At 67.1% G+C, this 20,849-nt stretch carries 21 protein-coding genes and 1 pseudogene; 7 read left to right on the top strand and 15 right to left on the bottom strand.

The window, feature by feature from the left end; all coding sequences use genetic code 11:
- Nucleotides 1–36: 36 nt before the first annotated feature.
- The 7 genes from WI697_RS11665 to WI697_RS11635 all read right to left on the bottom strand — a co-directional run bounded on the left by WI697_RS11665 (nucleotide 37) and on the right by WI697_RS11635 (nucleotide 6,061).
- The gene (locus tag WI697_RS11665; protein WP_345958580.1) at nucleotides 37–828 is read right to left on the bottom strand and encodes an SDR family oxidoreductase; all 792 of its coding nucleotides are present in this window, start codon (nucleotides 826–828) and stop codon (nucleotides 37–39) included.
- Nucleotides 825–1,970 (bottom strand): thiolase C-terminal domain-containing protein, encoded by a 1,146-nt coding sequence (locus tag WI697_RS11660; RefSeq protein ID WP_345958579.1) that lies wholly within the window; start codon nucleotides 1,968–1,970, stop codon nucleotides 825–827. Before WI697_RS11660 ends, WI697_RS11665 begins: the two co-directional genes overlap by 4 nt.
- The gene (locus WI697_RS11655; RefSeq protein ID WP_062769390.1) at nucleotides 1,967–2,386 is read right to left on the bottom strand and encodes a Zn-ribbon domain-containing OB-fold protein; all 420 of its coding nucleotides are present in this window, start codon (nucleotides 2,384–2,386) and stop codon (nucleotides 1,967–1,969) included. Before WI697_RS11655 ends, WI697_RS11660 begins: the two co-directional genes overlap by 4 nt.
- Nucleotides 2,383–3,300, bottom strand: coding sequence for a MaoC/PaaZ C-terminal domain-containing protein (locus tag WI697_RS11650; protein WP_345958578.1), 918 nt, complete (start codon nucleotides 3,298–3,300; stop codon nucleotides 2,383–2,385). Before WI697_RS11650 ends, WI697_RS11655 begins: the two co-directional genes overlap by 4 nt.
- 89 nt (nucleotides 3,301–3,389) lie before the next feature.
- On the bottom strand, nucleotides 3,390–4,538 hold the full coding sequence (locus WI697_RS11645) for a CaiB/BaiF CoA transferase family protein (protein ID WP_345958577.1): 1,149 nt from the start codon (nucleotides 4,536–4,538) through the stop codon (nucleotides 3,390–3,392).
- Nucleotides 4,539–4,565: 27 nt separating this feature from the next.
- A complete protein-coding gene (locus WI697_RS11640) occupies nucleotides 4,566–5,015 on the bottom strand; it encodes a MarR family winged helix-turn-helix transcriptional regulator (RefSeq protein WP_014744214.1) in 450 nt (149 codons plus the stop codon).
- A 140-nt stretch (nucleotides 5,016–5,155) separates the two neighbouring features.
- Complete coding sequence (locus tag WI697_RS11635) at nucleotides 5,156–6,061, bottom strand: SDR family NAD(P)-dependent oxidoreductase (protein WP_197465290.1); 906 nt, start codon at nucleotides 6,059–6,061, stop codon at nucleotides 5,156–5,158.
- Between the two features lie 169 nt (nucleotides 6,062–6,230).
- On the opposite strand from WI697_RS11635, the gene WI697_RS11630 reads away from it, so the two are divergent.
- The 3 genes from WI697_RS11630 to WI697_RS11620 are packed head-to-tail and all read left to right on the top strand — an operon-like array spanning nucleotide 6,231 to nucleotide 9,762.
- On the top strand, nucleotides 6,231–7,382 hold the full coding sequence (locus WI697_RS11630) for an acyl-CoA dehydrogenase family protein (RefSeq protein ID WP_345958576.1): 1,152 nt from the start codon (nucleotides 6,231–6,233) through the stop codon (nucleotides 7,380–7,382).
- The gene (locus WI697_RS11625) at nucleotides 7,379–8,962 is read left to right on the top strand and encodes a class I adenylate-forming enzyme family protein (RefSeq protein ID WP_345958575.1); all 1,584 of its coding nucleotides are present in this window, start codon (nucleotides 7,379–7,381) and stop codon (nucleotides 8,960–8,962) included. Before WI697_RS11630 ends, WI697_RS11625 begins: the two co-directional genes overlap by 4 nt.
- A complete protein-coding gene (locus WI697_RS11620) occupies nucleotides 8,959–9,762 on the top strand; it encodes an enoyl-CoA hydratase/isomerase family protein (protein ID WP_345958574.1) in 804 nt (267 codons plus the stop codon). Before WI697_RS11625 ends, WI697_RS11620 begins: the two co-directional genes overlap by 4 nt.
- Nucleotides 9,763–9,834: 72 nt before the next feature.
- On the opposite strand, the gene WI697_RS11615 is transcribed toward WI697_RS11620, so the two are convergent.
- From WI697_RS11615 to WI697_RS11580, 8 genes are all read right to left on the bottom strand, one after another.
- Nucleotides 9,835–11,175: a TRAP transporter large permease gene (locus WI697_RS11615; protein ID WP_345958573.1), complete on the bottom strand. Its 1,341-nt coding sequence runs from the start codon at nucleotides 11,173–11,175 to the stop codon at nucleotides 9,835–9,837.
- Between the two features lie 4 nt (nucleotides 11,176–11,179).
- Nucleotides 11,180–11,686 carry a TRAP transporter small permease gene (locus WI697_RS11610; protein WP_345958572.1) on the bottom strand — a complete coding sequence of 169 codons (507 nt, stop codon included), beginning with the start codon at nucleotides 11,684–11,686 and terminating at the stop codon, nucleotides 11,180–11,182.
- A gap of 78 nt (nucleotides 11,687–11,764) precedes the next feature.
- On the bottom strand, nucleotides 11,765–12,823 hold the full coding sequence (locus WI697_RS11605) for a C4-dicarboxylate TRAP transporter substrate-binding protein (RefSeq protein ID WP_345958571.1): 1,059 nt from the start codon (nucleotides 12,821–12,823) through the stop codon (nucleotides 11,765–11,767).
- Between the two features lie 203 nt (nucleotides 12,824–13,026).
- A complete protein-coding gene (gene cysW, locus WI697_RS11600; RefSeq protein ID WP_345958570.1) occupies nucleotides 13,027–13,911 on the bottom strand; it encodes a sulfate ABC transporter permease subunit CysW in 885 nt (294 codons plus the stop codon).
- Nucleotides 13,912–13,915: 4 nt separating this feature from the next.
- Nucleotides 13,916–14,764 carry a sulfate ABC transporter permease subunit CysT gene (cysT, locus tag WI697_RS11595; RefSeq protein WP_345958569.1) on the bottom strand — a complete coding sequence of 283 codons (849 nt, stop codon included), beginning with the start codon at nucleotides 14,762–14,764 and terminating at the stop codon, nucleotides 13,916–13,918.
- 5 nt (nucleotides 14,765–14,769) lie between these two features.
- Nucleotides 14,770–15,816, bottom strand: coding sequence for a sulfate ABC transporter substrate-binding protein (locus WI697_RS11590; RefSeq protein ID WP_385997593.1), 1,047 nt, complete (start codon nucleotides 15,814–15,816; stop codon nucleotides 14,770–14,772).
- A 254-nt stretch (nucleotides 15,817–16,070) separates the two neighbouring features.
- A complete protein-coding gene (locus WI697_RS11585) occupies nucleotides 16,071–17,093 on the bottom strand; it encodes a dTDP-glucose 4,6-dehydratase (RefSeq protein WP_062769425.1) in 1,023 nt (340 codons plus the stop codon).
- The gene (locus tag WI697_RS11580) at nucleotides 17,093–17,947 is read right to left on the bottom strand and encodes an NAD-dependent epimerase/dehydratase family protein (RefSeq protein WP_296708113.1); all 855 of its coding nucleotides are present in this window, start codon (nucleotides 17,945–17,947) and stop codon (nucleotides 17,093–17,095) included. Before WI697_RS11580 ends, WI697_RS11585 begins: the two co-directional genes overlap by 1 nt.
- A 197-nt stretch (nucleotides 17,948–18,144) precedes the next feature.
- Here WI697_RS11580 and WI697_RS11575 point away from each other — a divergent pair, with 197 nt between their 5' ends.
- The 4 genes and pseudogenes from WI697_RS11575 to WI697_RS11560 all read left to right on the top strand — a co-directional run.
- A complete protein-coding gene (locus tag WI697_RS11575; protein WP_345958568.1) occupies nucleotides 18,145–19,254 on the top strand; it encodes an IS5 family transposase in 1,110 nt (369 codons plus the stop codon).
- Entirely contained in the window at nucleotides 19,251–19,595 is a 345-nt protein-coding gene (locus WI697_RS11570; RefSeq protein WP_345958567.1) for a hypothetical protein, read from the top strand. Before WI697_RS11575 ends, WI697_RS11570 begins: the two co-directional genes overlap by 4 nt.
- Nucleotides 19,596–19,902: 307 nt before the next feature.
- Nucleotides 19,903–20,586, top strand: coding sequence for a sugar transferase (locus WI697_RS11565; RefSeq protein WP_345958566.1), 684 nt, complete (start codon nucleotides 19,903–19,905; stop codon nucleotides 20,584–20,586).
- 64 nt (nucleotides 20,587–20,650) lie between these two features.
- Nucleotides 20,651–20,849 (top strand): annotated as a pseudogene (locus tag WI697_RS11560) (IS701 family transposase); the annotation flags it as partial.

Raw genomic sequence — 20,849 nt, 5'->3', positions numbered from 1 at the left:
CGTTTCCCTGGTCTTGTCAGTTGAGTTCAGATCAGATCAGACCCCGACGACGTCGGCAAGCCGGCCGGGCATCGGGTTCAGGATCGCCCCGCCATCCACCGGGATCACCGCGCCGGTGATCCACGAGGCGCGGTCTGAGGCGAGGAAGCCGCAAAGCTCGGCGACATCCCGTGTGGTGCCCATGCGCCGAAGCGGGATGGCGTCCATCTTGGCGCGTGCGCTTTCCGCGTCGGGCATCAGCCGGCGCACGCCCTCGGTATCGGCGATCGGCCCCGGGACCACCGAATTCACCCGCACCCCCGCCGGGCCCCATTCCAGCGCCAGTGTCCGGGTGATCATGTCGACCCCGGCCTTGGCGGCGCAGACATGGGCCTGGCCGATCATGGCAACGCTCGCCTGTGCGGCCGAGACGTTGATGACCACGGCCCCCGGCTTCCTCAGATGCGGCCAGGCCGCCCGCATCACGTGATGGGTGCCCAGCAGGTCGATCTCCAGCACCGCCCGGAAGCCGTTGGAGCTGATATCGGCGGCGCGGGCGACGAAATTGCCCGCAGCGCCCGAGACCAGCACGTCGATCGGCCCGAAGCGGTCGGCCGCGGCGGAGAGCGCCGCCTCGACCGCCGCCGCATTGCGGACATCGGCAGCGATGCCCTGGGCCTCGGCGCCGGCGCCGGTGAGTTCCGCCACCGCCGTGCGGACCTTGTCGGCGCTGCGCGAGAACACGAAGACCCGCGCCCCTTCCGCGGCGAAATGACGGGCGATGCCCAGATTGATGCCGCTGGTTCCCCCTGAGACCACCACCGTGCGGCCGTCGAAATCCCCGCTCACCACTGCGCCTCCGAGGTCAGCACGGCGGTTGCCGCGGCCGAGAACATGCCGCCCACGCCGTGGACGACCGAGACCTTCACCTCGCCGGCCTGGGCGGGCGAGGTGCCGCGGACCTGGCGCACGCCTTCCTGCAGGGCGAACATGCCGTACATGCCCGAATGGGCGTAGCTCAACCCGCCGCCATTGGTGTTCATCGGCAGCCTGCCGCCCGGGCGGGTATGGCCCTCGGCTATAAAGGCGCCGCCCTCGCCGCGGCCGACGAAGCCCAGATCTTCCAGACCGTAGATCGGCAGATGGGCGAAGGCGTCGTAGATCATCAGATGGTCGACATCGGCATGGGTGATGCCGGCGCTTTCGAATGCCAGCCCGCCCGAGGTGCGGAAGGCGCGCGATGAGGTGAAATCTTCCATCTGCGAGACCATCGGCCCCTCGGCACTTTCACCGCCTGTCCCGCGCAGATAGACCGGCTTCGTCGGAAAATCCTTCGCCCGCTCGGCCGATGTCAGCACCAGCGCACCGCCGCCGTCAGAAACCAGGCAGCACATCAGCAGGCGGAAGGGCCAGGCGATCATCCGGCTGCCGAGCACGTCGTCGATGCCGATCGGATCGCGGAAGCCGGCGCGGGGGTGTTTCGACGCCCAGTCCCGCTGGGCCACCGCCACCGCCGCCAGCTGTTCTTCCGTCAGCCCGTCCTTCGCCATCTTGCGCGCAACCGGCAGGGTGAAGCGGGTCGGCGGCAGGGTGACGCCATAGGGGGTTTCGAATTCCTGCTGCTGCATGGCCGGAAAGATCGGCCGGTGGCCGCGATGGCCGCTGCGACCGCTTTCACCATGGGTGATCAGCACGGTGCGGCACAGCCCCGCTTCGATCGCGGCCGCGGCATGGCGGACATGGGCGATGAAGCTGCAGCCGCCGACCGAGGTACCGTCGAGCCAGGTGGGGGTGATGCCCAGATACTGGGCGATTTCGGCCGCGTCATGGCCGGCGGTGGCGATGCCGTCGACATCGCGGAGGGTGAGGCCGCAATCGGCCAGCGCGTTGAGCGCGGCATCGGCATGCAGCCCGGTCTGGCTGAGTTCGGGGATCTTGCCGAGGCGGGTGGTCTCGGCGGCACCGACGATGGCGATGCGGGCGCGGGTCATCGGGCGTCTCCCCGAACGGGCCGGAACTGGGGCACGGTGATCTCGTCGGTACGCCGTTCGAAGGTCACCTCGAGCGGCATGTCGATGGTGAGCGCGGCCGGATCGGCCGGGCAGTCGACGATGTTGGCCATCATCCGCGGCCCTTCCTCCAGCTCCACCGCCGCCACGATGAACGGCCCGTCATAGCCGGGGGCCGGCAGGTGGTTGATGATGAAGCTGTACAGCCGGCCGCGGCCGCTGGCGTCGAAGGTCTTCACCTCGCGGGATCCGCAGTGCGGGCAGAAGGGCCGCGGGGGGAAATAGGCGGTGGTGCAGGCCTGGCAGGACTGAAGGACCAGCCGGCCTTCGCGGGCGCCTTCCCAATAATGCCGGGTTTCGGGCATGGGCTTTGGCAGAGGGCGGTCGGCGAGGCTCATCGCGTGGATCCTTCGGTCGGGCGGCCAGATGGGGCAAGAGGGACAGATTCGGTAAGGCGGGCGCGGCCGTGGCTGAGTACGGTGATGTCGCGGGCGGGCACGCGGGTGCGGAAGGCGTAATCTCCTGGTCCTTCGCGCCAGATCTCGGTGCGGAGCGTCTCGCCCGGGAAAACCGGGGACGAGAACCGGGCCGACAGCGCGGTCAGCCGGGCCGGATCGCCGCCGCCGGTCGCCTGCAGGATCGACCAGCCGGCGACGCCATAGCTGCACAGCCCGTGCAGGATCGGCCGGTCGAACCCGGCCCCCTGTGCCACGGCCGGGTCGGCATGCAGCGGGTTGGGATCGCCCGACAGCCGGTAGATCAGGGCCGATTGCGGCAGGGTGGCGTGTTCGTGCACGCCATCGGGTGCCCGCTCCGGCGTGGGTTGGGGGGTCTTGACCGGTCCGGCCGGGCCGCCGAAGCCGCCATCGGCACGGGCGAAGCTCGTGACCTCGATGGTGGCGATCAGCCGGCCCGTGGCGGTATCGGTCAGGCTGCGCTCGGAATAGATCAGCGCGCCCCGCCCCGGCCCCTTGTCGACGATGCCGGTGATCCGGGTGCGGCCGGTCAGCCGGCCGGCCGGCGGCAGCGGCGCATGCAGGGTGATCGCCTGTTCGCCATGCAGCAGCTGCTGCCAGGTGATGCCGGTATCGGGCTCCATCGCCCAGAACCCGGACGAGCCCAGAACCACGACCATGGTCGGCAGGGCGGCGAAATCCGGGGCGCGTTCATAGGTGACGCCCAGCGCCGCCGGGTCCAGCGGGTCGCTGCCGATACCCAGACCCAGGGCATAGAGAATGCTGTCGCGATGGTCATAGACCTGTTCGACCGGCGGGAACGCCCGCGCGAGCAGGCGGTCGTGATCGATCATCATTTCCTCCCGGACGGTTGATCCGTCTTATCAGGCTCAATTTGAGCAAGCTCATCATGCCGGCGCAAGCCGCCGGCGGCGGGCTGGCCGCATCAGCCGGCGTCGGGCAGGCCCAGCTGTGCCAGCAGGGCCGGATCCAGGCCCCAGTCGGCAAGGGCGGTTGCGGTATCCGCCCCCGGCACCGGCGGCGGGGCGGGCAGGGGGGTGCGGGCCTCGGCGAAGCGCGGGGCCGGCGCGGGCTGGACCACGCCGTCGCGGGTGACGAAGATGCCGCGGGCACGGTTGTGGGGGTGGTCCGGTGCTTCCATGGGCGAGAGCACCGGCGCGAAGCAGACATCGGTGTTCTCAAGCAGCGCCTGCCAATGGGCGCGGGGCCGGCTTGCGAAGGTCTCGGCCAGGATGCGGCGCATCCGCGGCCAGTCCTCGCGCCGGTCGCGATCGCCGAGCCCGGCGGGATCGAGGCCCAGCCGGTCCAGCAGCAGGGCCCAGAATTTGGGCTCCAGCGCGCCGATGGTGATCCAGCCGTCATCGGCGCAGCGATAGACGCCGTACCAGGGGGCGCCGCCATCCAGCTTGTTGTCGGCGCGCCGGTCCGACCAGAGGCCGGCGGCGCGCATCGAAAAGGTCATCGCCATCAGCGCGGCGGTGCCGTCGCAGATCGCCGCATCGACCACGTCGCCCCGGCCGGTGCGGGCGGCTTTCAGCAGGGCCGTCACCATGCCGAAGGCCAGCAGCATGCCGCCGCCGCCGAAATCGCCGACGATGTTGAGCGGCACCGGCGGCGGCCGGTCGGCATCGCCCATCGCCCAGAGCGCGCCCGAGAGTGCTATGTAGTTGAGGTCGTGGCCCGCGGCGGCCGCGGCAGGGCCGGTCTGGCCCCAGCCGGTCATCCGGCCATAAACCAGCCGGGGATTGCGGGCCCGGCAGACATCGGGCCCCAGGCCCAGACGTTCCATCACCCCGGGGCGGTAGCCCTCCATCACCGCATCCGCACGGTCGATGAGGGCAAGGGCCGCCGTGCGGCCGGCATCGGTCTTGAGGTCGAGGGCGACGGAGCGGCGCCCGCGGGCGAGCACGTCGGTGGCGGCCCCCGGCCGCATGTCGCCCGCCCGCTCGACCCTGAGCACCTCGGCCCCCATGTCGGCGAGCATCATGCCCGCGAAGGGGCCGGGCCCGATACCGGCGAACTCGACCACGCGCAGCCCCGCAAGAGGGGGCGCGCCCGGATCAGTCTCGGTCATGTGTGATACCCGTGCGAGAGGGCCGGTTCAGCCCCGGTTGCACGCCTTCAGCAGGTTCTCGCGCACGAGATCCAGGCGGTCGCGCATGAAGGCGACGTCCTCGTCGCTCATGCCTGCGAAGGCGATCTTGTCGACCTCGCCGATGCAGCGGGTCAGGAACTTGACCGCCGGTTTGGCGAGGTCGGTGGCGAAGACCAGCTTCGCCCGGCGATCCTCGGGATGGGGGCGGCGCTCCACGAAGCCGCGTTCTTCCAGCCGGTCGATCAGCTTGCCGGTGGTGACGGTCGCAATCTCCAGCCGGTTGGCGAGCTCCGACTGGCTGAGCCCGTTCTCGCGCAGCAGATGTACCAGAACCCAGCCCTGGGACATGGTCAGATCATGCGGCTTCAGCAGCCGGTCGAAGATCAGCGCACGAAAACGTGCGATGTCCTGGAAAACGGGGTTGTCCTTGTCTGCTTTGGCGCGGGCCTTCGACATGCGTGTCATTCCGGCAGAGGGCTTTCTGAGAGGAGCGGTCCCCAATCTATGGCGCAGCGGCGGGGGCGGCAAGCGACCGGCCCCCGATGTTGCAGACCGGGTTGGATCGGGAGGGGCGGAAGCTCAGATTGGGCCGGGGCTCAGACCGGATCCCACGAGAAGACGTCGCCCGAACGTTCGAGCGGGGTGAAACCGGCGCGCATGGCCGGCAGCGCGTGCGAGAGCACGGTCTCGGCCGTCCAGCCTTCCGAGCGATGGGCCGAGCGCACCGGGCGCGGCTGGCTCATCAGGAAGATCTCGTTGTTGCGCACGGTGAAGATCTGGCCGGTGACGTCGGCCGACTGGTCCGAGAGCAGGGCCGCGACCAGGGGCGCGATCTTGTTCGGCGTCATTTCCTTGATCCGCTGCACCCGTGCCATCTCGGCCTCGTTGGTCACCGGGATGGTGCCGATCAGCCGGCTCCAGGCGAAGGGGGCGATGCAGTTCGAGGTGACGCCGAACCGCGCCATGTCGAGCGCGATCGACCGCGACAGGCCGACGATGCCGAGCTTGGCGGCGGCGTAATTCGCCTGGCCGTAATTGCCGATCAGCCCCGAGGTCGAGGTGAAGTGCACGAAACGGCCCGAGCCCTGCTCGCGGAAATGGCGGGCGGCGGCATAGGAGGTGTTGAACGATCCGTTCAGATGCACCGAGATGACCGCCTGCCAGGCTTCGGGGGTCATCTTGTGGAAGATCATGTCGCGCAGAATGCCGGCATTGTTGACCACGCCGTCGATCCGGCCGAACTGGCGGACCGCGGTCTCGATCATCGCCTCGGCGTCTTCCAGCTGCGAGACGTCGCCGAAATCGGCGACCGCTTCGCCGCCTGCGGCCTCGATCTCGCGCACCACCTCGCGCGCCGGCGCATCGTCGGCCCCATCGCCCTTGTCCGAGCCGCCGAGGTCGTTGACCACCACTCTGGCCCCCTTGGCGGCGAGCAGAAGGGCGATGTCGCGGCCGATGCCGCGACCGGCGCCGGTGACGACGACGGATTTACCTTCGAGCATGCGTTTCTTCCCTGACTGTCTGGTTTTTCCGCGGAATACGGCCGTTTTCAGCATTCCGTTAGCTGGTTTATAATATGCTTGATTATGATTTTCAAGCTGCCTAACCTCGACCTTGCCCGGCAGGCAGACACGACCGCCGGAGAAAAAACCGCCAGGGAGGACGTCTGGGATGTTCACCAGACAGATTTTCACGGAGGAGCACGAGCTTTTCCGCGAACAGGTGCGCCGATTCGTCGAGCGGGAGATCACCCCCAACCACGCCGCCTGGGAGAAGGCCGGTGCCGTCGACCGCGACGCCTGGAGGAAGGCGGGGGAGGCGGGGCTGCTCTGTGCCGCCATGCCCGAGGTCTATGGCGGTGCCGGTGCCGACTTCCTGTTCTCGATGGTGGTGATGGAGGAACTGGCGCGGGCGGGGGCGATGGGGCCAGGTTTCTCGCTGCATTCCGACATCGTCGCCCCCTACATCCTTCATTACGGCTCGGAAGAGCTGAAGCGGCACTGGCTGCCGCGCATGGCCCGCGGGGAGGCGATCGGCGCCGTGGGCATGACCGAGCCCGCCGCCGGATCCGACCTTCAGGGCATCCGCACCACGGCGGTGCGCGACGGCGACGACTGGGTGATCAACGGCCAGAAGGTGTTCATCACCAATGGCGGCAATTGCGATCTGATCGTGCTGGCCTGCAAGACCGACCCTTCGGCCGGTGCCAGGGGCGTCAGCCTGATTCTGGTCGAGGCCGACCGGCCGGGCTTCACCAAGGGCCGGCTGCTCGACAAGGTCGGCTGGAAGGCCCAGGACACGGCCGAGCTGTTCTTCGAGGATGTGCGCGTGCCGGCCGGCAATCTGCTGGGCCGCGAAGGCCGCGGCTTCGTGCAGCTGATGGAGCAGTTGCCGCAGGAACGCCTGCTTCAGGCGGTCCGGGCCGCGGCGGCGCTGGAGGCGGCGCTCGACTGGACGGTCGCCCACACCACCGACCGCAAGGCCTTCGGCCGGCCGATCGCCCAGTTCCAGAACACCCGCTTCAAGCTGGCCGAGGTCAAGGCCCAGGCGGTGGTGATGCGGGTCTTCGTCGACCGCTGCCTTGAGATGCATCTGAAAGGTGAGCTGGACGCGGTCGATGCCGCGCTCGCCAAGATGGTCAGTTCCGAAACCCTGTTCCAGTGCCTCGACGTCTGCATGCAGATGCATGGCGGCTACGGCTATATGTGGGAATATCCGATCGCCCGCGCCTGGGCCGATTCCCGCGTCGGCCGCATCGCCGGCGGCACGGGCGAGATCATGCGCGAGATCATCGGCCGCGCCCTGGTGGGGAGGTCGGAATGATCCGCATCCCCGACCTGCTGCGCAAATACGCGGCCGCAGCCCCCGATCGCCGCGCCCTGCATTTCGAAGGCCGCGATTTCACCTGGAGCCAGACGAATGATCGTGTGCACCGCATGGCATCGGTGCTGCACGGCTTCGGCGTCGGCCCCGGCGACCGCGTCGCCTTTCTGGGCTGGAATTCCCACTGGCTGGTCGAGACCTATCTCTCGCCCTCGGTGATCGGCGCCATTCCGGTGCCGCTGAACCACCGGCTGGGGTTCCCCGAACTGGTGGGGCTGATCGCCGACTGCACGCCGAAGATCCTGATCGTCGACCGCCATATGGCCGAAACCGGCGCCCGGCTGATGGCGGCCTGTCCGGCGCTCGACCGGCTGATCTTCGCCGACTGGGACGGCAGCCATCCGGCCCTGCCGCCCGGCACGCTGTCTTACGATGCGCTGATCGCCGCCGGCCCGCCGGTCGCCGAGGATCGCTTCGACCATCTCGCCTCCTGCGACGGCGACACGCTGATCCTCTATTACACCTCGGGCACCACCGGCGTGCCGAAGGGGGTGATGCTGTCGCATCTGAACCTTTTCGCCAATGCCGCCGGGACCGGGCCGCTCTACGAGTTCTCGTCCGAGGACGTGCTGCTGCTCTCAGGTCCGCTCTTCCACCTGGGCACCGGCTCGCGGGTTTTCACCGCCCTGGTCTTCGGCGCCGGCATGGTCGTCCAGCCGCGCTTCCGGGTGGACGAGACCATGCAGCTGATCCAGGACTGCCGGGTCAGCACGGTCACCCTGGTGCCGACCATGCTGCGGATGATCCTGGACCACCCCGAATTCGACCGGTTCGACTTCTCGTCGATCCGCTGCTTCACCTATGGCGCGGCGCCGATGCCGGTCAGGTTGATGGAACGCGCGATCGAAAAGGTGCCGGGCGTCACCTTCTGCCAGGGCTATGGCATGACCGAGGCCTCGCCGGTGCTGTCGGTGCTGACCTGGAAGGATCATGTGCCGGGCAGCCGCTTCTTCGACAAGCTGGGCTCGGTGGGCCGGCCGATCCATTACGGCGATCTGCGCATCGTCGATGCCGATGGCCGGCAGCTGCCGGTGGGGGAGGTGGGCGAGATCATCATCCGCGGCCCCCAGGTCATGACCGGCTACTGGAACCGCCCCGACGAGACCGCGCGCGCCATCCGGAACGGTTTCTACCACACCGGCGATGCCGGCTATCTGGATGAAGACGGCTATCTGTTCCTTGCCGGCCGCACCAAGGAGATGATCATCTCGGGCGGCGAGAACGTCTATCCGATCGAGACCGAGAACTGCCTGTCGCGCCATCCGGCCGTGGCCCAATGCGCCGTCTTCGGCCTGCCGGACGAGCTGTGGGGCGAACGGGTGCATGCGGCCGTGGCCCTGCACGAGGGCGCCGAGGCCGATGCGGCGGAGCTGATCGCCTGGTGCCGCAGCCAGATCGCCGACTTCAAGTCGCCGCGCAGCATCGACATCTTCCGCGAGCCGCTGCCGCTGTCGCCCACCAACAAGATCGACAAGACCCTGTTGCGCGCCCGAGCCCTGGCGCTGAAGGAGGAGGCATGACCGAGCCGCTCGCGATCGAGCGCAGGGGGGCGGTCGCGATCCTGCGCATGCAGGATCAGGCCACCCGCAACGCCCTGACCGATGCCATGAAGACCGCCCTTGCCGATGCGGTGGCCGGGCTGGAGGCCGATCCGGAATTGAGGGCGGTGGTGCTGACCGGCACGGGGGCCGCGTTCAGCTCCGGCGGTGATCTGAAAGGCATGCTCGCCCGCCATCGGGCGGCCGGCGGTGCGGGCGAGAGCCCCGAGAGCATCGCCGGACGGTTCGAGGTGCTGCATGGCTGGCTGCGCCGGCTGAGGGATCTGCCGGTGCCGGTGATCTCGGCGGTGAACGGCGTCGCCTATGGGGCGGGGTTCGGCCTGGCGCTGACTGCCGACATCGTGCTCGCCTCGGAAGAGGCGCGGTTCTGTGCCTCGTTCTGCAAGCTGGGTGCCGTGCCCGATTTCAACCTGTTCTGCACCCTGCCGCGGATGGCGGGGGTGCAGCGCGCCCGGATGATGTTCCTGACCGGCCGCGAGGTCGGCGCGCGCGAGGCCGAAGCCTGGGGCATCGTCATGGAGGTGACGGCACCGGACGCCCTGGAAGAGCGGGCGATCGCCATGGCCGAGGCCCTGGCGCTCGCCTCGCCGCTTGCGGTGCGCTGGACCAAACAGGTGACGGGCCGGGCCTTCGATCTGGACGGCGAGGCCCTGCTTGCGGCCGAGGCCCGGGCCCAGGCCGACTGCCTGACCAGTGCCTATCATCTGGAGGCGCTGGACCGCTTCACCCGCAAGCTGCCGCCGCTGTTCCCCGGCGCCTGAGGGTCCGCGAAGGGCGCAAAAAAGAAGGGCCGCTCCCGGCCATGGGGAGCGGCCCTTCTTCGTTGCGGGGGATCAGCGCATGGTCAGCGGGACGATCAGCGAGATCGAGGGGATGGCGATCAGCAGGGCCAGAACCACCAGATCCATGGCCAGGAAGCGGGTGATGCCGGCGAAGATCCGCCCGATCTGCACCTTGTCCTCGATCACGGCCGCGAGCACGAAGACGTTGAGGCCGACCGGCGGCGTGATCAGGCCGATTTCCAGCAGCTTCACGATCACCACGCCGAACCAGATCAGATCCATGCCGTAGCTTTCGACCATCGGGATCATCAGCGGCAGGGTCAGCACCATGATGCCCACGGGGTCGAGAAACATGCCGAGCACCAGATAGATCACCACCACCGCCGCCAGAAAGGCCCAGGGGCCGAACTCGGCGGCGCCCACCGCGGTGACCATCTGGTTGGACAGGCCGGTCAGCGAGATGAAGGCGACGAAGGTCTTGGCGCAGGCGGCGATGAAGAAGATCGCGGCGGTGGTCTTCGCGGTCTCGCGCATGGTGGGCACGATGTCGGCCAGCCGCATCCGGCCGCGCCCCAACCCGACCAGGGTGGCGAAGAGCAGGGTGAGGGCAGCGGCCTCGGTGGCGGTGAAGATGCCGCCATAGATGCCGCCGACCACGATGGCGAACATCACCACCGCCGGCCAGGACCGGGCGGCGGCCACCAGCTTCTCGCGAAGCGGGATGGTCTCGGCCGGTACCGGGGCGATCGACGGATCCCGCCGCACCCAGATCATGATCGCGGCCGCATAGCCCGCCATCGACAGCAGCCCGGGCAGGATGCCCGCCAGGAACAGCTGATTGATCGAGGTTTCGGTGAAGATGCCGTAGATGATGAACAGCACCGAGGGCGGGATCAGCGAGCCCAGCGTGCCGCCCGCCGCCACGCTGGCGGTGGCCAGGCGCGGATCATAGTTCAGGCGCAGCATTTCGGGCGTGCAGATCCGCCCCATGGTCGAAGCGCAGGCGATCGACGAGCCCGAGATGGCCGAGAACCCGCCGCAGCCGGCGACCGAGGCGATGGCGACACCGCCCGGCAGGCGCACCAGCCAGACCCTGGCGGTTTCGTAGATTTCGGTGGTGATCCCCGCCTTGTGGGCGACGTGACCCAGCGCGATGAACAGCGGGATCATCGACAGGTCGTAGCTGTGCACCAGATCGTAGGTGCTGGCGAAAATCAGCGACAGGGTGGCGCGGATCGCGCGTTCAGGCATGAAGCTGCCGGTCCGCCAGGCGAACAGCAGGAAGATCGCGGTCACCGCGACGCCGCCCAGCGCGAACGAGATCGGCACGCGCAGGGCAAGCAGAGAGAGCATCACGCCGAAGGCGATGATGCCATAGATCCAAAGCTCCATCGGCTCAGCTCCCCTGCGGGTCGGTGCGGGGCGTGTCGCGGCCGCGCAGGGCGGCGGCCAGATCGATCGCCGCCACATGCACCAGGCGCAGCGCGAACATGGCGAGCGCGATCACGAACAGCGCCCGTCCCGGCCATTTCGGCAGGCCCAGATCGCCGGTGAACAGCGCGCCGCTGCCGAAGGCATCGGTGAATTCGCGCCAGCCCGCCCAGAGCAGCGGCAGCACGATCACCAGCCCGACGAGTGCTGCCAGCACCGCCATCCAGCGCGCCAGCGCCGGAGGGAAGAACTGGGCCACCACCTCGATCGCGACATGGGCGCGGGCGGCAGTGGCCGAGGCGAGGGGAAAGAGGATTGCCGGCACCATCAGCTCGCGCACCAGCACCATGGCGTCGGGCACGCCGGCGCCGAAGAAGATCCGGCCGGCGACATTGGCGGTGATCAGCAGACAGAGCGCCACGACCGAAAGCGTGGCGATCGTGTTCATCAGGGTTTCAATGCGGGTCATCATCCGTGGGGCCTCCGCGCCGGGCCGGCCGCCCGTCGCCCGGGGAAGCGCCATGCTCCCCCGGGGCGCCGGGCGCCGGTCTCAGCCGCGCTCCCAGGGATAGCCCTGCGTGTCGCGGATCTTCGCCCATTTGTCGAGCAGCCGCTTGTACTCGGCCAGCAGCGCCTCGGCATCGAAGCCTTTGGCGGTGGCGGATGCCTTCCACTGCGTGATCACCGGCTGGGCGGCCTCCAGGATCCGGGCGTCGTCTTCGGCGCTGAGATTGTGGATGACCACCGGCTTTTCGCGGGTGGTCATTTTTTTGATCGCATCGGCATCGGCCTTGCTCAGCCGCTCGGCGAAGTGGTCGATCACCTCGGCGCGCAGCCCCTCCAGCACCTTGCGATGCTCGGACGACAGATCCTCGAACACGTCGCGGTTCATGAAGGTGGCGACGCTGCTCGCCGGGCTGAGCTTGATCGGGGTCAGGCTGTCGAGCATTTCGTCCAGCTTCGTCGCGACCGCGAAATAGGCATAGGTGGGCGTGCAGTCGATCAGCCCGGTCTCCATGCCCTGGAAGGTGTCGTAGATCGACATCTCGACCATGTTGCCGCCCAGCGCCGAGAAGACCGGCCCGTAGACGCCGCCATAGCGCATCTTCATGCCCTTGACGTCGTCGACCGTGGTCAGCGCGTCGTTGCGGCAGCCGATCTGCAGCGGCGAGGTCGCATAGATGCCGAGATAGGCCAGGTTCTTGTCCGCCAGCGCCGTCTGAACGGCGGGATGGGACGACAGGATCTCGTTCATCGCATGCATGGTGACCCAGGGGTCGCGCTCCGACAGCGGCAGGTCGCCCATATACAGCTCGGGGAATTCGGATTCGAGATAGGACCCGACGATCAGCCCGCTATCCGCCACCCCGTTGGAGATCGAGGTCAGCGCGGCATTGGCGCCGAACAGCGCCCCGCCCCAATGGATGTCGAAGGCCAGCTCGCCGCCGCTGCGGCGCGCGGCCTCGCCGATCCACCATTCGGTGGCCTCGGCACGCACGCCGCGGTTCGGCCCGGGTTCGGCATGGATCAGACGGGTCTCGGCTGCGGCGGGCAGAGCCGCCGCAAGCGTGCAGGCTGCTACCAGAAACGGCCCGGCAAGACGTTTCATCTGTTTCCTCCCTCATTTTTTTAAGCCGTCGCGTCAGATGGTTATCCGCGCACCGGATCGGAGAAAGATATTAAGCTAATTATCATCTAGCAACATAAATTGTCGCGGATACGCCGGGGAACGACAGCCCGGGCGGGCGTGAAAAACCCCCGCCGGACGGGCCGGCGGGGGCACGGAATATCGGGTTGGCAGGGCCCCCGCGGTCAGTGGGCACCGGTCCGGCGATGGCCGCGTTCCAGCAGGGTCTTCACCACCAGCGTGACCAGCGCCAGCAGGGCCAGCAGCGACGCCACGGCGAAGGCGCCCACATAGTCGTATTCGTTGTAGAGGATCTCGATATGCAGGGGCATGGTGTTGGTCAGGCCGCGGATATGGCCCGAGACCACCGAGACCGCGCCGAATTCACCCATCGCCCGGGCATTGCACAGCAGGATGCCGGCCAGCAGGCCGTTGCGGACATTGGGCAGGGTCACCCGGCGCATGATGGTGAACCAGCCGGCGCCCAGGGTCAGCGCCGCCTCTTCCTCGTCGCGCCCCTGGGCCAGCATCAGCGGGATCAGTTCGCGGGCGACGAAGGGGAAGGTGACGAAGATCGTCGCCAGCACCAGCCCCGGCACTGCGAACACGATCTTGATCCCGTGCGCCGCAAGCCAGGGCCCGAACCAGCCATGGGCGCCGAACAGCAGCACCCAGACCAGGCCCGAAATCACCGGCGAGACCGAAAAGGGCAGGTCGATCAGCGAGATCAGCAGGTTGCGGCCGCGGAAGTCGAAGCGGGTGATCGCCCAGGCCGCGGCGATGCCGAAGATCAGATTGGCGGGCACGGCGATCGCCGCGACCAGCAGGGTCAGCCGGATCGCCGCCAGGGCATCGGGCTCCCGGATCGCCTCCAGGAAGGCGTCCGTACCCTTGGCCAGTGCCTGGGCGAAAACGCTGCAGAGCGGCAGAACCAGAAAGACCGCGAGGATCAGGAGGGCTGCCGCCACCGCCAGGATGCGGACGGGGCGGCTTTCGGTCAGCGGCACGGAGGGGAGCGGCGGCGAGAGGAGCGGCGGCGCGGGGCGGAGAGGGGTGGGGCGATCGGTCATCGGCTCATCCCTCCATGGCCCGGCGGCGGCGGGCATCCAGGCCGTTGACGATCAGCAGCAGGATGAACGAGGCGATCAGCATCACGGCGGCGATCGCCGAGGCGCCGGCATAGTCGTACTGCTCCAGACTGGTCACGATCAGCAGCGGCGCGATTTCGCTGACCCCGGGCATGTTGCCGGCGATGAAGATGACCGAGCCGTATTCCCCCACCGCCCGCGCGAAGGCGAGGGCGAAACCGGCGGAGAGGCCGGGTGCCAGGGCAGGCAGGATCACCCGCCACAGGATCTGGCGGCGGCCGGCGCCGAGCGAGGCGGCGGCCTCTTCGACCTCGCGATCCAGATCCTCCAGCACCGGTTGCACGGTGCGGACCACGAAGGGCAGGCCGATGAACACCATGGCCAGGATCACGCCTGTGGGCGTAAAGGCGATCCGGATCCCAAAGGCCGCAAGCGGCGCGCCGATCAGCCCGTTGGGCGCCGTCAGCGCGGTCAGCGCGATGCCGGCAACCGCCGTCGGCAGGGCGAAGGGCAGGTCGACCATCGCATCGGCCAGCCGCCGCCCGGGAAAGCTGTAACGCACCAGCACCCAGGCGATCAGCAGCCCGGCGATGCTGGAAAGGGCGGCCGCGATCAGCGCGCCGCCGAAGCTCAGCCGATAGGCGGCGAGGGCACGGTCCGAGAAGGCCTTGGCCAGGATCTCGTCCACCCCCAGACCCGAGGCGCGGACGAATACGGCGGCAAGCGGGATCAGCACGATCAGCGACAACCAGGTCAGCGTCAGGCCAAGCGCCGGCCCGAACCCCGGCAGGGGCCCGGCACCGGCGCGGACGCTGCGGCCAGCGACGGCACGCATGACGCCTAGTTCTTCGCCACGATCTGGTCGAAGATGCCGCCATCGGCGAAATGTTCGGCCTGGGCCTTGCGCCAGCCGCCGAAGACCTCGTCGATGGTGAACAGCCTCACCTCGGGGAAAGTGGCGGCATGGCGGGCCGCCACCTCGGGATCGCGCGGGCGGTAGAAATGCCGTGCCGCCAGCTCCTGTCCTTCGGGCGTGTACAGGAAGTTGAGATAGGCCTCGGCGACCTTGCGGGTGCCATGGGCGTCGACGACGCGATCGACCACCGCCACCGGCGGTTCCGCCAGGATCGAGAGCGAGGGCACGACGATGTCGAAGGCATCGGGGCCCAGCTCGTTCACCGCCAGCAGGGCCTCGTTCTCCCAGGCCAGCAGAACGTCGCCGATGCCGCGCTGAACGAAGGTGGTGGTGGCCCCGCGGGCACCGCTGTCCAGCACCGGCACATTGGCGAACAGCGCCTTCACGAAGTCGCGGGCGCCGGCCGCGTCCCGGCCCTGATCGAGCGCATAGCCCCAGGCCGCGAGATAGTTCCAGCGCGCCCCGCCCGAGGTCTTGGGGTTGGGGGTGATGACCTTGATGCCGGGCTTTACCAGATCGTCCCAGTCCTTGATCCCCTTGGGATTGCCCTTGCGGACCAGGAGCACGATGGTCGAGGTGTAGGGGGATGAATTGTCGGGCAGGGCCCTCTGCCAGTCCTGGCGAAGGGCGCCGCCATTGTCGGCGATGGCATCGATGTCATAGGCCAGCGCCAGGGTCACGACATCCGCTTCCAACCCGTCGATCACGCTGCGCGCCTGTTTGCCCGATCCGCCATGGCTCTGGCGGATGGTGAGGGTGTCGCCGGTTTCCGCCCGCCATTTTGCGGCAAAGGCCCGGTTGACCTCTTTGTACAGCTCCCGCGTGGGGTCGTAGGAGACGTTGAGCAGCTCGATATCGGCGGCACGCACCGCGTCGACCGGCGATGCCGCCGCGATGAGGGCCGCAATCAGCGGCAGGCCGGCAAACCGCATCAGGCGGGATACAGGCCGGGTGTCATGGCCTCGGGACATGGATTCGGCTCCGGTGCAGCCGGGAGGATCATCCCGGCCTGGATGGGATCTGAGAGATCGGCCGGATCCCGTCCGCGGTACGGGCACCTGGCGTGCAGCTGCTATGAAGCGGCAGCACAACTGTGGAATCAAGATGATTCTTTTTGTTAGAAATGTAATAAACAATTATTAAACAAAATATACATGTAATTAAGGTGGCGAAAGAACGCCCGCCGGATGCCGGCGGGCGTCATACGGCCCGGATCGGTACCGGATCAGGCGCCGTGGGTGATGGCGCGCAGATCGATGTCGATATCGGCGCTATGGCTTTCGAAGGTGGTCATCAGCCGGCGGAAGCGGGGGGCATTGTCGCGATACCACCGCACCACCGTGGGCAGATCGTCGAGCAGGTTGCGCCTGGGCGCCCAGCCGAGTTCGCGGATCTTGGTGCTGTTGATCGCATAGCGCCGGTCGTTGAACGGCCGGTCCGGCACGAAATCGACCACGTCGTCCAGCTTGTAGCCGAAGGTCTCGGCAATCATGCGCGCGACGACGATGTTCTCGAACTCGTCTTCCGAGCCGATATTGTAGATCTCGCCGATCTCGCCCTTGCGCATCAGCAGGGCGATGGCGGCGGCGAAATCCTGCGCGGCCAGGAAGTGCCGGCGGTTGTTGCCCGTGCCGTGGATCGTCAGCTTCTTGCCACATTCCAGCAGCAGCGAGAAGCGCGGGATGATCTTCTCGGGGTACTGACGGATGCCGTAGATGTTGTTCCCGCGCACGGTGACGATCGGCATTTTGTACGAATGCAGATAGCCCGAGATGATCATCTCGGCGCCGGCCTTCGATGCCGAATAGGGGTTGGTCGGGTTCAGCACGGTGCTCTCGTCGGCGGCCCCGTCCAGCACCTCGCCATAGACCTCGTCGGTGGAGACGTGAACGATGCGCTTCACGCCCATCCGCCGGCAGGCTTCCATCATCGCATGGGTGCCGTAGACGTTGGTCATGGTGAAGAGCAGCGAGTTGCCGAAGGAATTGTCGACATGGCTTTCGGCTGCGGCATGGATCACGTAATCCGCGCCGTCGACCACCCGGCAGGCCAGATCGAAATCGCAGATGTCGCCGACCACAAGCTCGATGCGCTCGCTGGTCGCCAGCTCCTGGATGTTCCGGAAATCTGCCGCATAGGTCATCTTGTCGAAGACGACCACGTCATGATCTGGGAACTGCTCGCAGATGTGGTCGGTGATATGCGACCCGATGAAGCCTGCGCCGCCGGTGATGACGATCTTCGGCATTATCCAAGAGCCCTTCCCAGATTGTAGCAGTAGCTGATGATCTCGTCGGCCGTCTGTCTGAGGCCGGTTTCACGAACGAGGCGCGAGACGTCCAGGCGGAAGGCGTCGGCATGACGCGGATCGATGATCCGCAGTTGCCCCCTGCCATGTCCGCGGATCACGGCAAGGGCAAGCTCGCCACACATGATGCCGGTTCCCGAGGACAGATTGTACGTGCCGGTCAGGCCCAGTTCGACGATCCTGCCGAGCTGGGCCGCGAAATGCTCCACCGTCACGAAGTCGCGCGAGACGAACGGGCTCATGTCGAACACGATTTCACCCGTGTCGGCAAGCGTGTTCAGCATGAACCCCATGAAGCTGCGGCGTCCGGGAATGCGCTCCGGGCCGATGACGTTGCCGATGCGCAACACCGTGAGCCGATTCCCGGGAAGCAGGTCCCGCAGGGCCGCTTCTGCTGCAACCTTGTTGCGACCATAGACGTCGAGCCCGGACAGCGGGGCGTCTTCGGTCGCATTCTGCTGTGCGTCGGCGGCATAGACCTTGCGGGAACTGAGCATCACATAGCGCGCCTGCGTCCCGGCCACGCGCCGGGCCAAGCGGAGATCGACGTCCCGTTCCGGGTCGTGGGCCAGACGCATGTCATCGGGATGGCGGGCGAAATTCACCACGACGTCGATCCCGTCCATCAGGTCGGGGGCATCGATGTCGTCATGCCGGGCGATCCGGACCGATCCGCCGGGTGTGGCTGTCCCGGTGAAGGCGCGGGCAAGCAGGCTTCCGCCGCCGAAGACGAGAATGCGCATGCGAAGTCGTTGCTCCAGGCCCTGAAAATGCGGATGGTCGAACCGGCCCAATGATTAACACCCGGGGCGGTCCTCTCCAACGGGAAATCCGCCATCAAGGTGGGAGAATGCATGGCAGCCATGCCGTAAGTCGTTCATTTTTCGCGTAATAATCGCGTACAGGTTATATATCGGGCTGTTGAAGAAGTCGGTTGAGGGTCCGCTGCCGACGTGATTCACTCGATGGGTGCGGTGGTCGAGGTGGATCGATGCGCGGCGGGCATCGGCAGTCTGGCGAGTTGTTCAGCTATATCGACCTGGAGGCACGGGTCCGGCGGGACCATCCGCTTCGGGTGATCCGGGAGATCGCGAACGCGACGCTGGAGGCGCTGGGCGGGGACTTTGCGGCGCTGTACTCGCGGATGGGCCGCCCCTCGATCGCGCCGGAGCGGCTGCTACGGGCGATGCTGTTGCAGGCGTGCTACTCGATCCGCTCGGAGCGCCAGTTGATGGAGCGGCTGGAGTACGATCTGCTGTTCCGCTGGTTCGTCCGCCTCGGGGTTGACGATGCGGTATGGGACCACTCGACGTTCTCGAAGAACCGGGACCGGCTGCTGGCAGGAGAGATCGCCAGGCGGTTCCTGGATGCGGTGCTGGCGCAGCCACGGGTGAAGCGTCTGCTGTCCAGCGACCACTTCTCGGTCGATGGCACGCTGATCCAGGCCTGGGCCAGTCTGAAGAGCTTCAAGGCGAAGGATGGTGCTGAGCCACCGTCGGATGACGATGATGGCGGTGCCGGCGGCGGGCGCAATGCCGAAGTCGACTTCAAGGGCCAGAAGCGCTCGAACGAGACGCATGCCTCGACGACCGATCCCGATGCGTTGCTGTACCGCAAGGGGCCGGGGATGGAGGCGCGGCTGTGCTACATCGGCCACGGCCTGATGGAGAACCGTTCGGGCCTGATCGTCGACACCAGGCTCACGAAGGTATCCGGCCACGCCGAGCGGCTGGCGGCGCTGGAGATGATCGAGCCGTGGGGAGAGTGCTCGCGCGCGGTCACGCTCGGCGCCGACAAGGGCTATGACGCCCGCGACTTCGTGATGGAACTGCGTGATCTGAACGTGCGCCCGCACCTGGCGCAGAACACCAGCAACCGTCGCTCGGCGATCGACCGGCGCACCACCCATCATCCCGGCTATGCCACGAGCCAGCGCATCCGCAAACGGATCGAAGAGGCGTTCGGCTGGATCAAGACGGTAGCAGGGCTCCGCCAGACCCGGTTCCGCGGCCGGGACCGGGTCGACCTGGCGTTCACCTTCGCGGCGGCAGCCTACAACGTGGTGCCGCTGCCCAGGCTGCTGGCGGAGGCGCCGTCGTGAGCGCACCGATGGACTGCCAGCTGATCGGCCGCTGGCGGATCGTCGAGGCCGACATCTGGGACCACGACTACCTGGACCTCGTCGAGCCCGCCATGATGGTCATCCGGACCGACGGACACGGCGAGATCGCCTTCGGTGCCATGCAGGCAGGCCTCGGCCTTGAGTACAGTCGCACCCTGGTGTTCTTCACCTGGGAGGGCTTCGACGAGATGGACGAGGTGCGCGGCTCCGGCTGCGCCCAACTCCAGGACGACGGCACCCTCGAAATCGAGTTCGCCTACCACCATGGCGACGAGGCCACACTCAAAGCCGAACACGTCACTTCTTCAACAGCCTGCTAGGCGTATGGTTAACAATCTGCTACCGTCGCCGTGATAGCGCTGGCCGTCGATCAGGCTTCCGCGGATCCCCCGTTCAGGGGATTTGTGCGCTGCGGAATCCGGGTTGGCTATGAGGGACATGCGCGGTATAAGTTAAGCAATCAATGCAGTGCGGGCCGGGCGGTGCATCCGACGATGGATGAGGCTCCCGGAAACGGCCGCCCCGATTGGGATCACGGACTGTCTTCGCTTCAAGGGCGACGTCGATGGAAGGCGTTGTACGGTCCGGCGGTCGGATGGGCATAATAACGTCAAGCGGGCAAGCATCATGACGGATGTCAACACCAGCCACGTGTTCGAGGCAAGCCTTGATCGCGGCGTGGTTCCGGCGACCACGACCGGGGCTCGTATCTTTAAGCGTGCATTCGATATCGTCGGCGCCACGACGCTGCTGCTGCTGCTGTCGCCGATTTTCCTGATCCTCGGGCTGTGTGTCGCGACCACGAAGGGGCCGATCTTCTACGGTCACGAGCGGCTCGGTTATCGCGGCAACCGGTTCAAGTGCTACAAATTTCGCTCGATGGTCCCGAATGCTGATAAGCTGCTCAAGGATCTGCTCGCCCGCGACGCCGAGGCGCGCGCCGAGTGGGAGCAGTTCGAAAAGCTACGCAAGGATCCGCGCATCACCGGCATCGGCCGCATCCTGCGCAAGACCAGCTTGGACGAGCTGCCTCAGCTGTGGAATGTGCTCTGCGGCGATATGAGCCTTGTGGGCCCGCGCCCGATGGCGCTGCACGAGACCTCCCGCTGGGGGGCCAACCTTGTGGAGTATACCTCGCTGCGCCCGGGCATCACTGGTCTCTGGCAGATCAACGGCCGGACCGACAGCGAGTACGGTTCGCGCATCGCCTTCAATCGTACTTACCTGGAAAGCTGGACACCGCTTCTCGACCTCAAGCTGTTGTTCCAGACCGTGCGGGTGGTATTTTCGCCGAATAGCGGCGCCTACTAGTACTACAGTTGCGTTTTTAGGAAAGCCGTGATTCTCTGCCTTCCAGCATGGGGAGGCAGGGCCAATGACGGTTTCCGAGTGGTCAGGAACGCTGATCAAGTGGCAAACGGCGCTTGATGACTTAAAGGCACATCTCGCGCCTGCCCTGGGTCGCGCAGAGACGCGTGCGTCTGGCGGTGCGTTCATAGACGGGCTGCTGTCGGGAGCCGAACGCAAGACAGGATGGATGCTGGCGGAGGAAGCCGGTCTGGATCGTCCCTATC

Source organism: Tistrella mobilis (genome assembly GCF_039634785.1).
GTDB classification, from domain to species: Bacteria; Pseudomonadota; Alphaproteobacteria; order Tistrellales; family Tistrellaceae; genus Tistrella; species Tistrella mobilis.
This window is presented reverse-complemented; position numbering and strand designations above follow the sequence as displayed.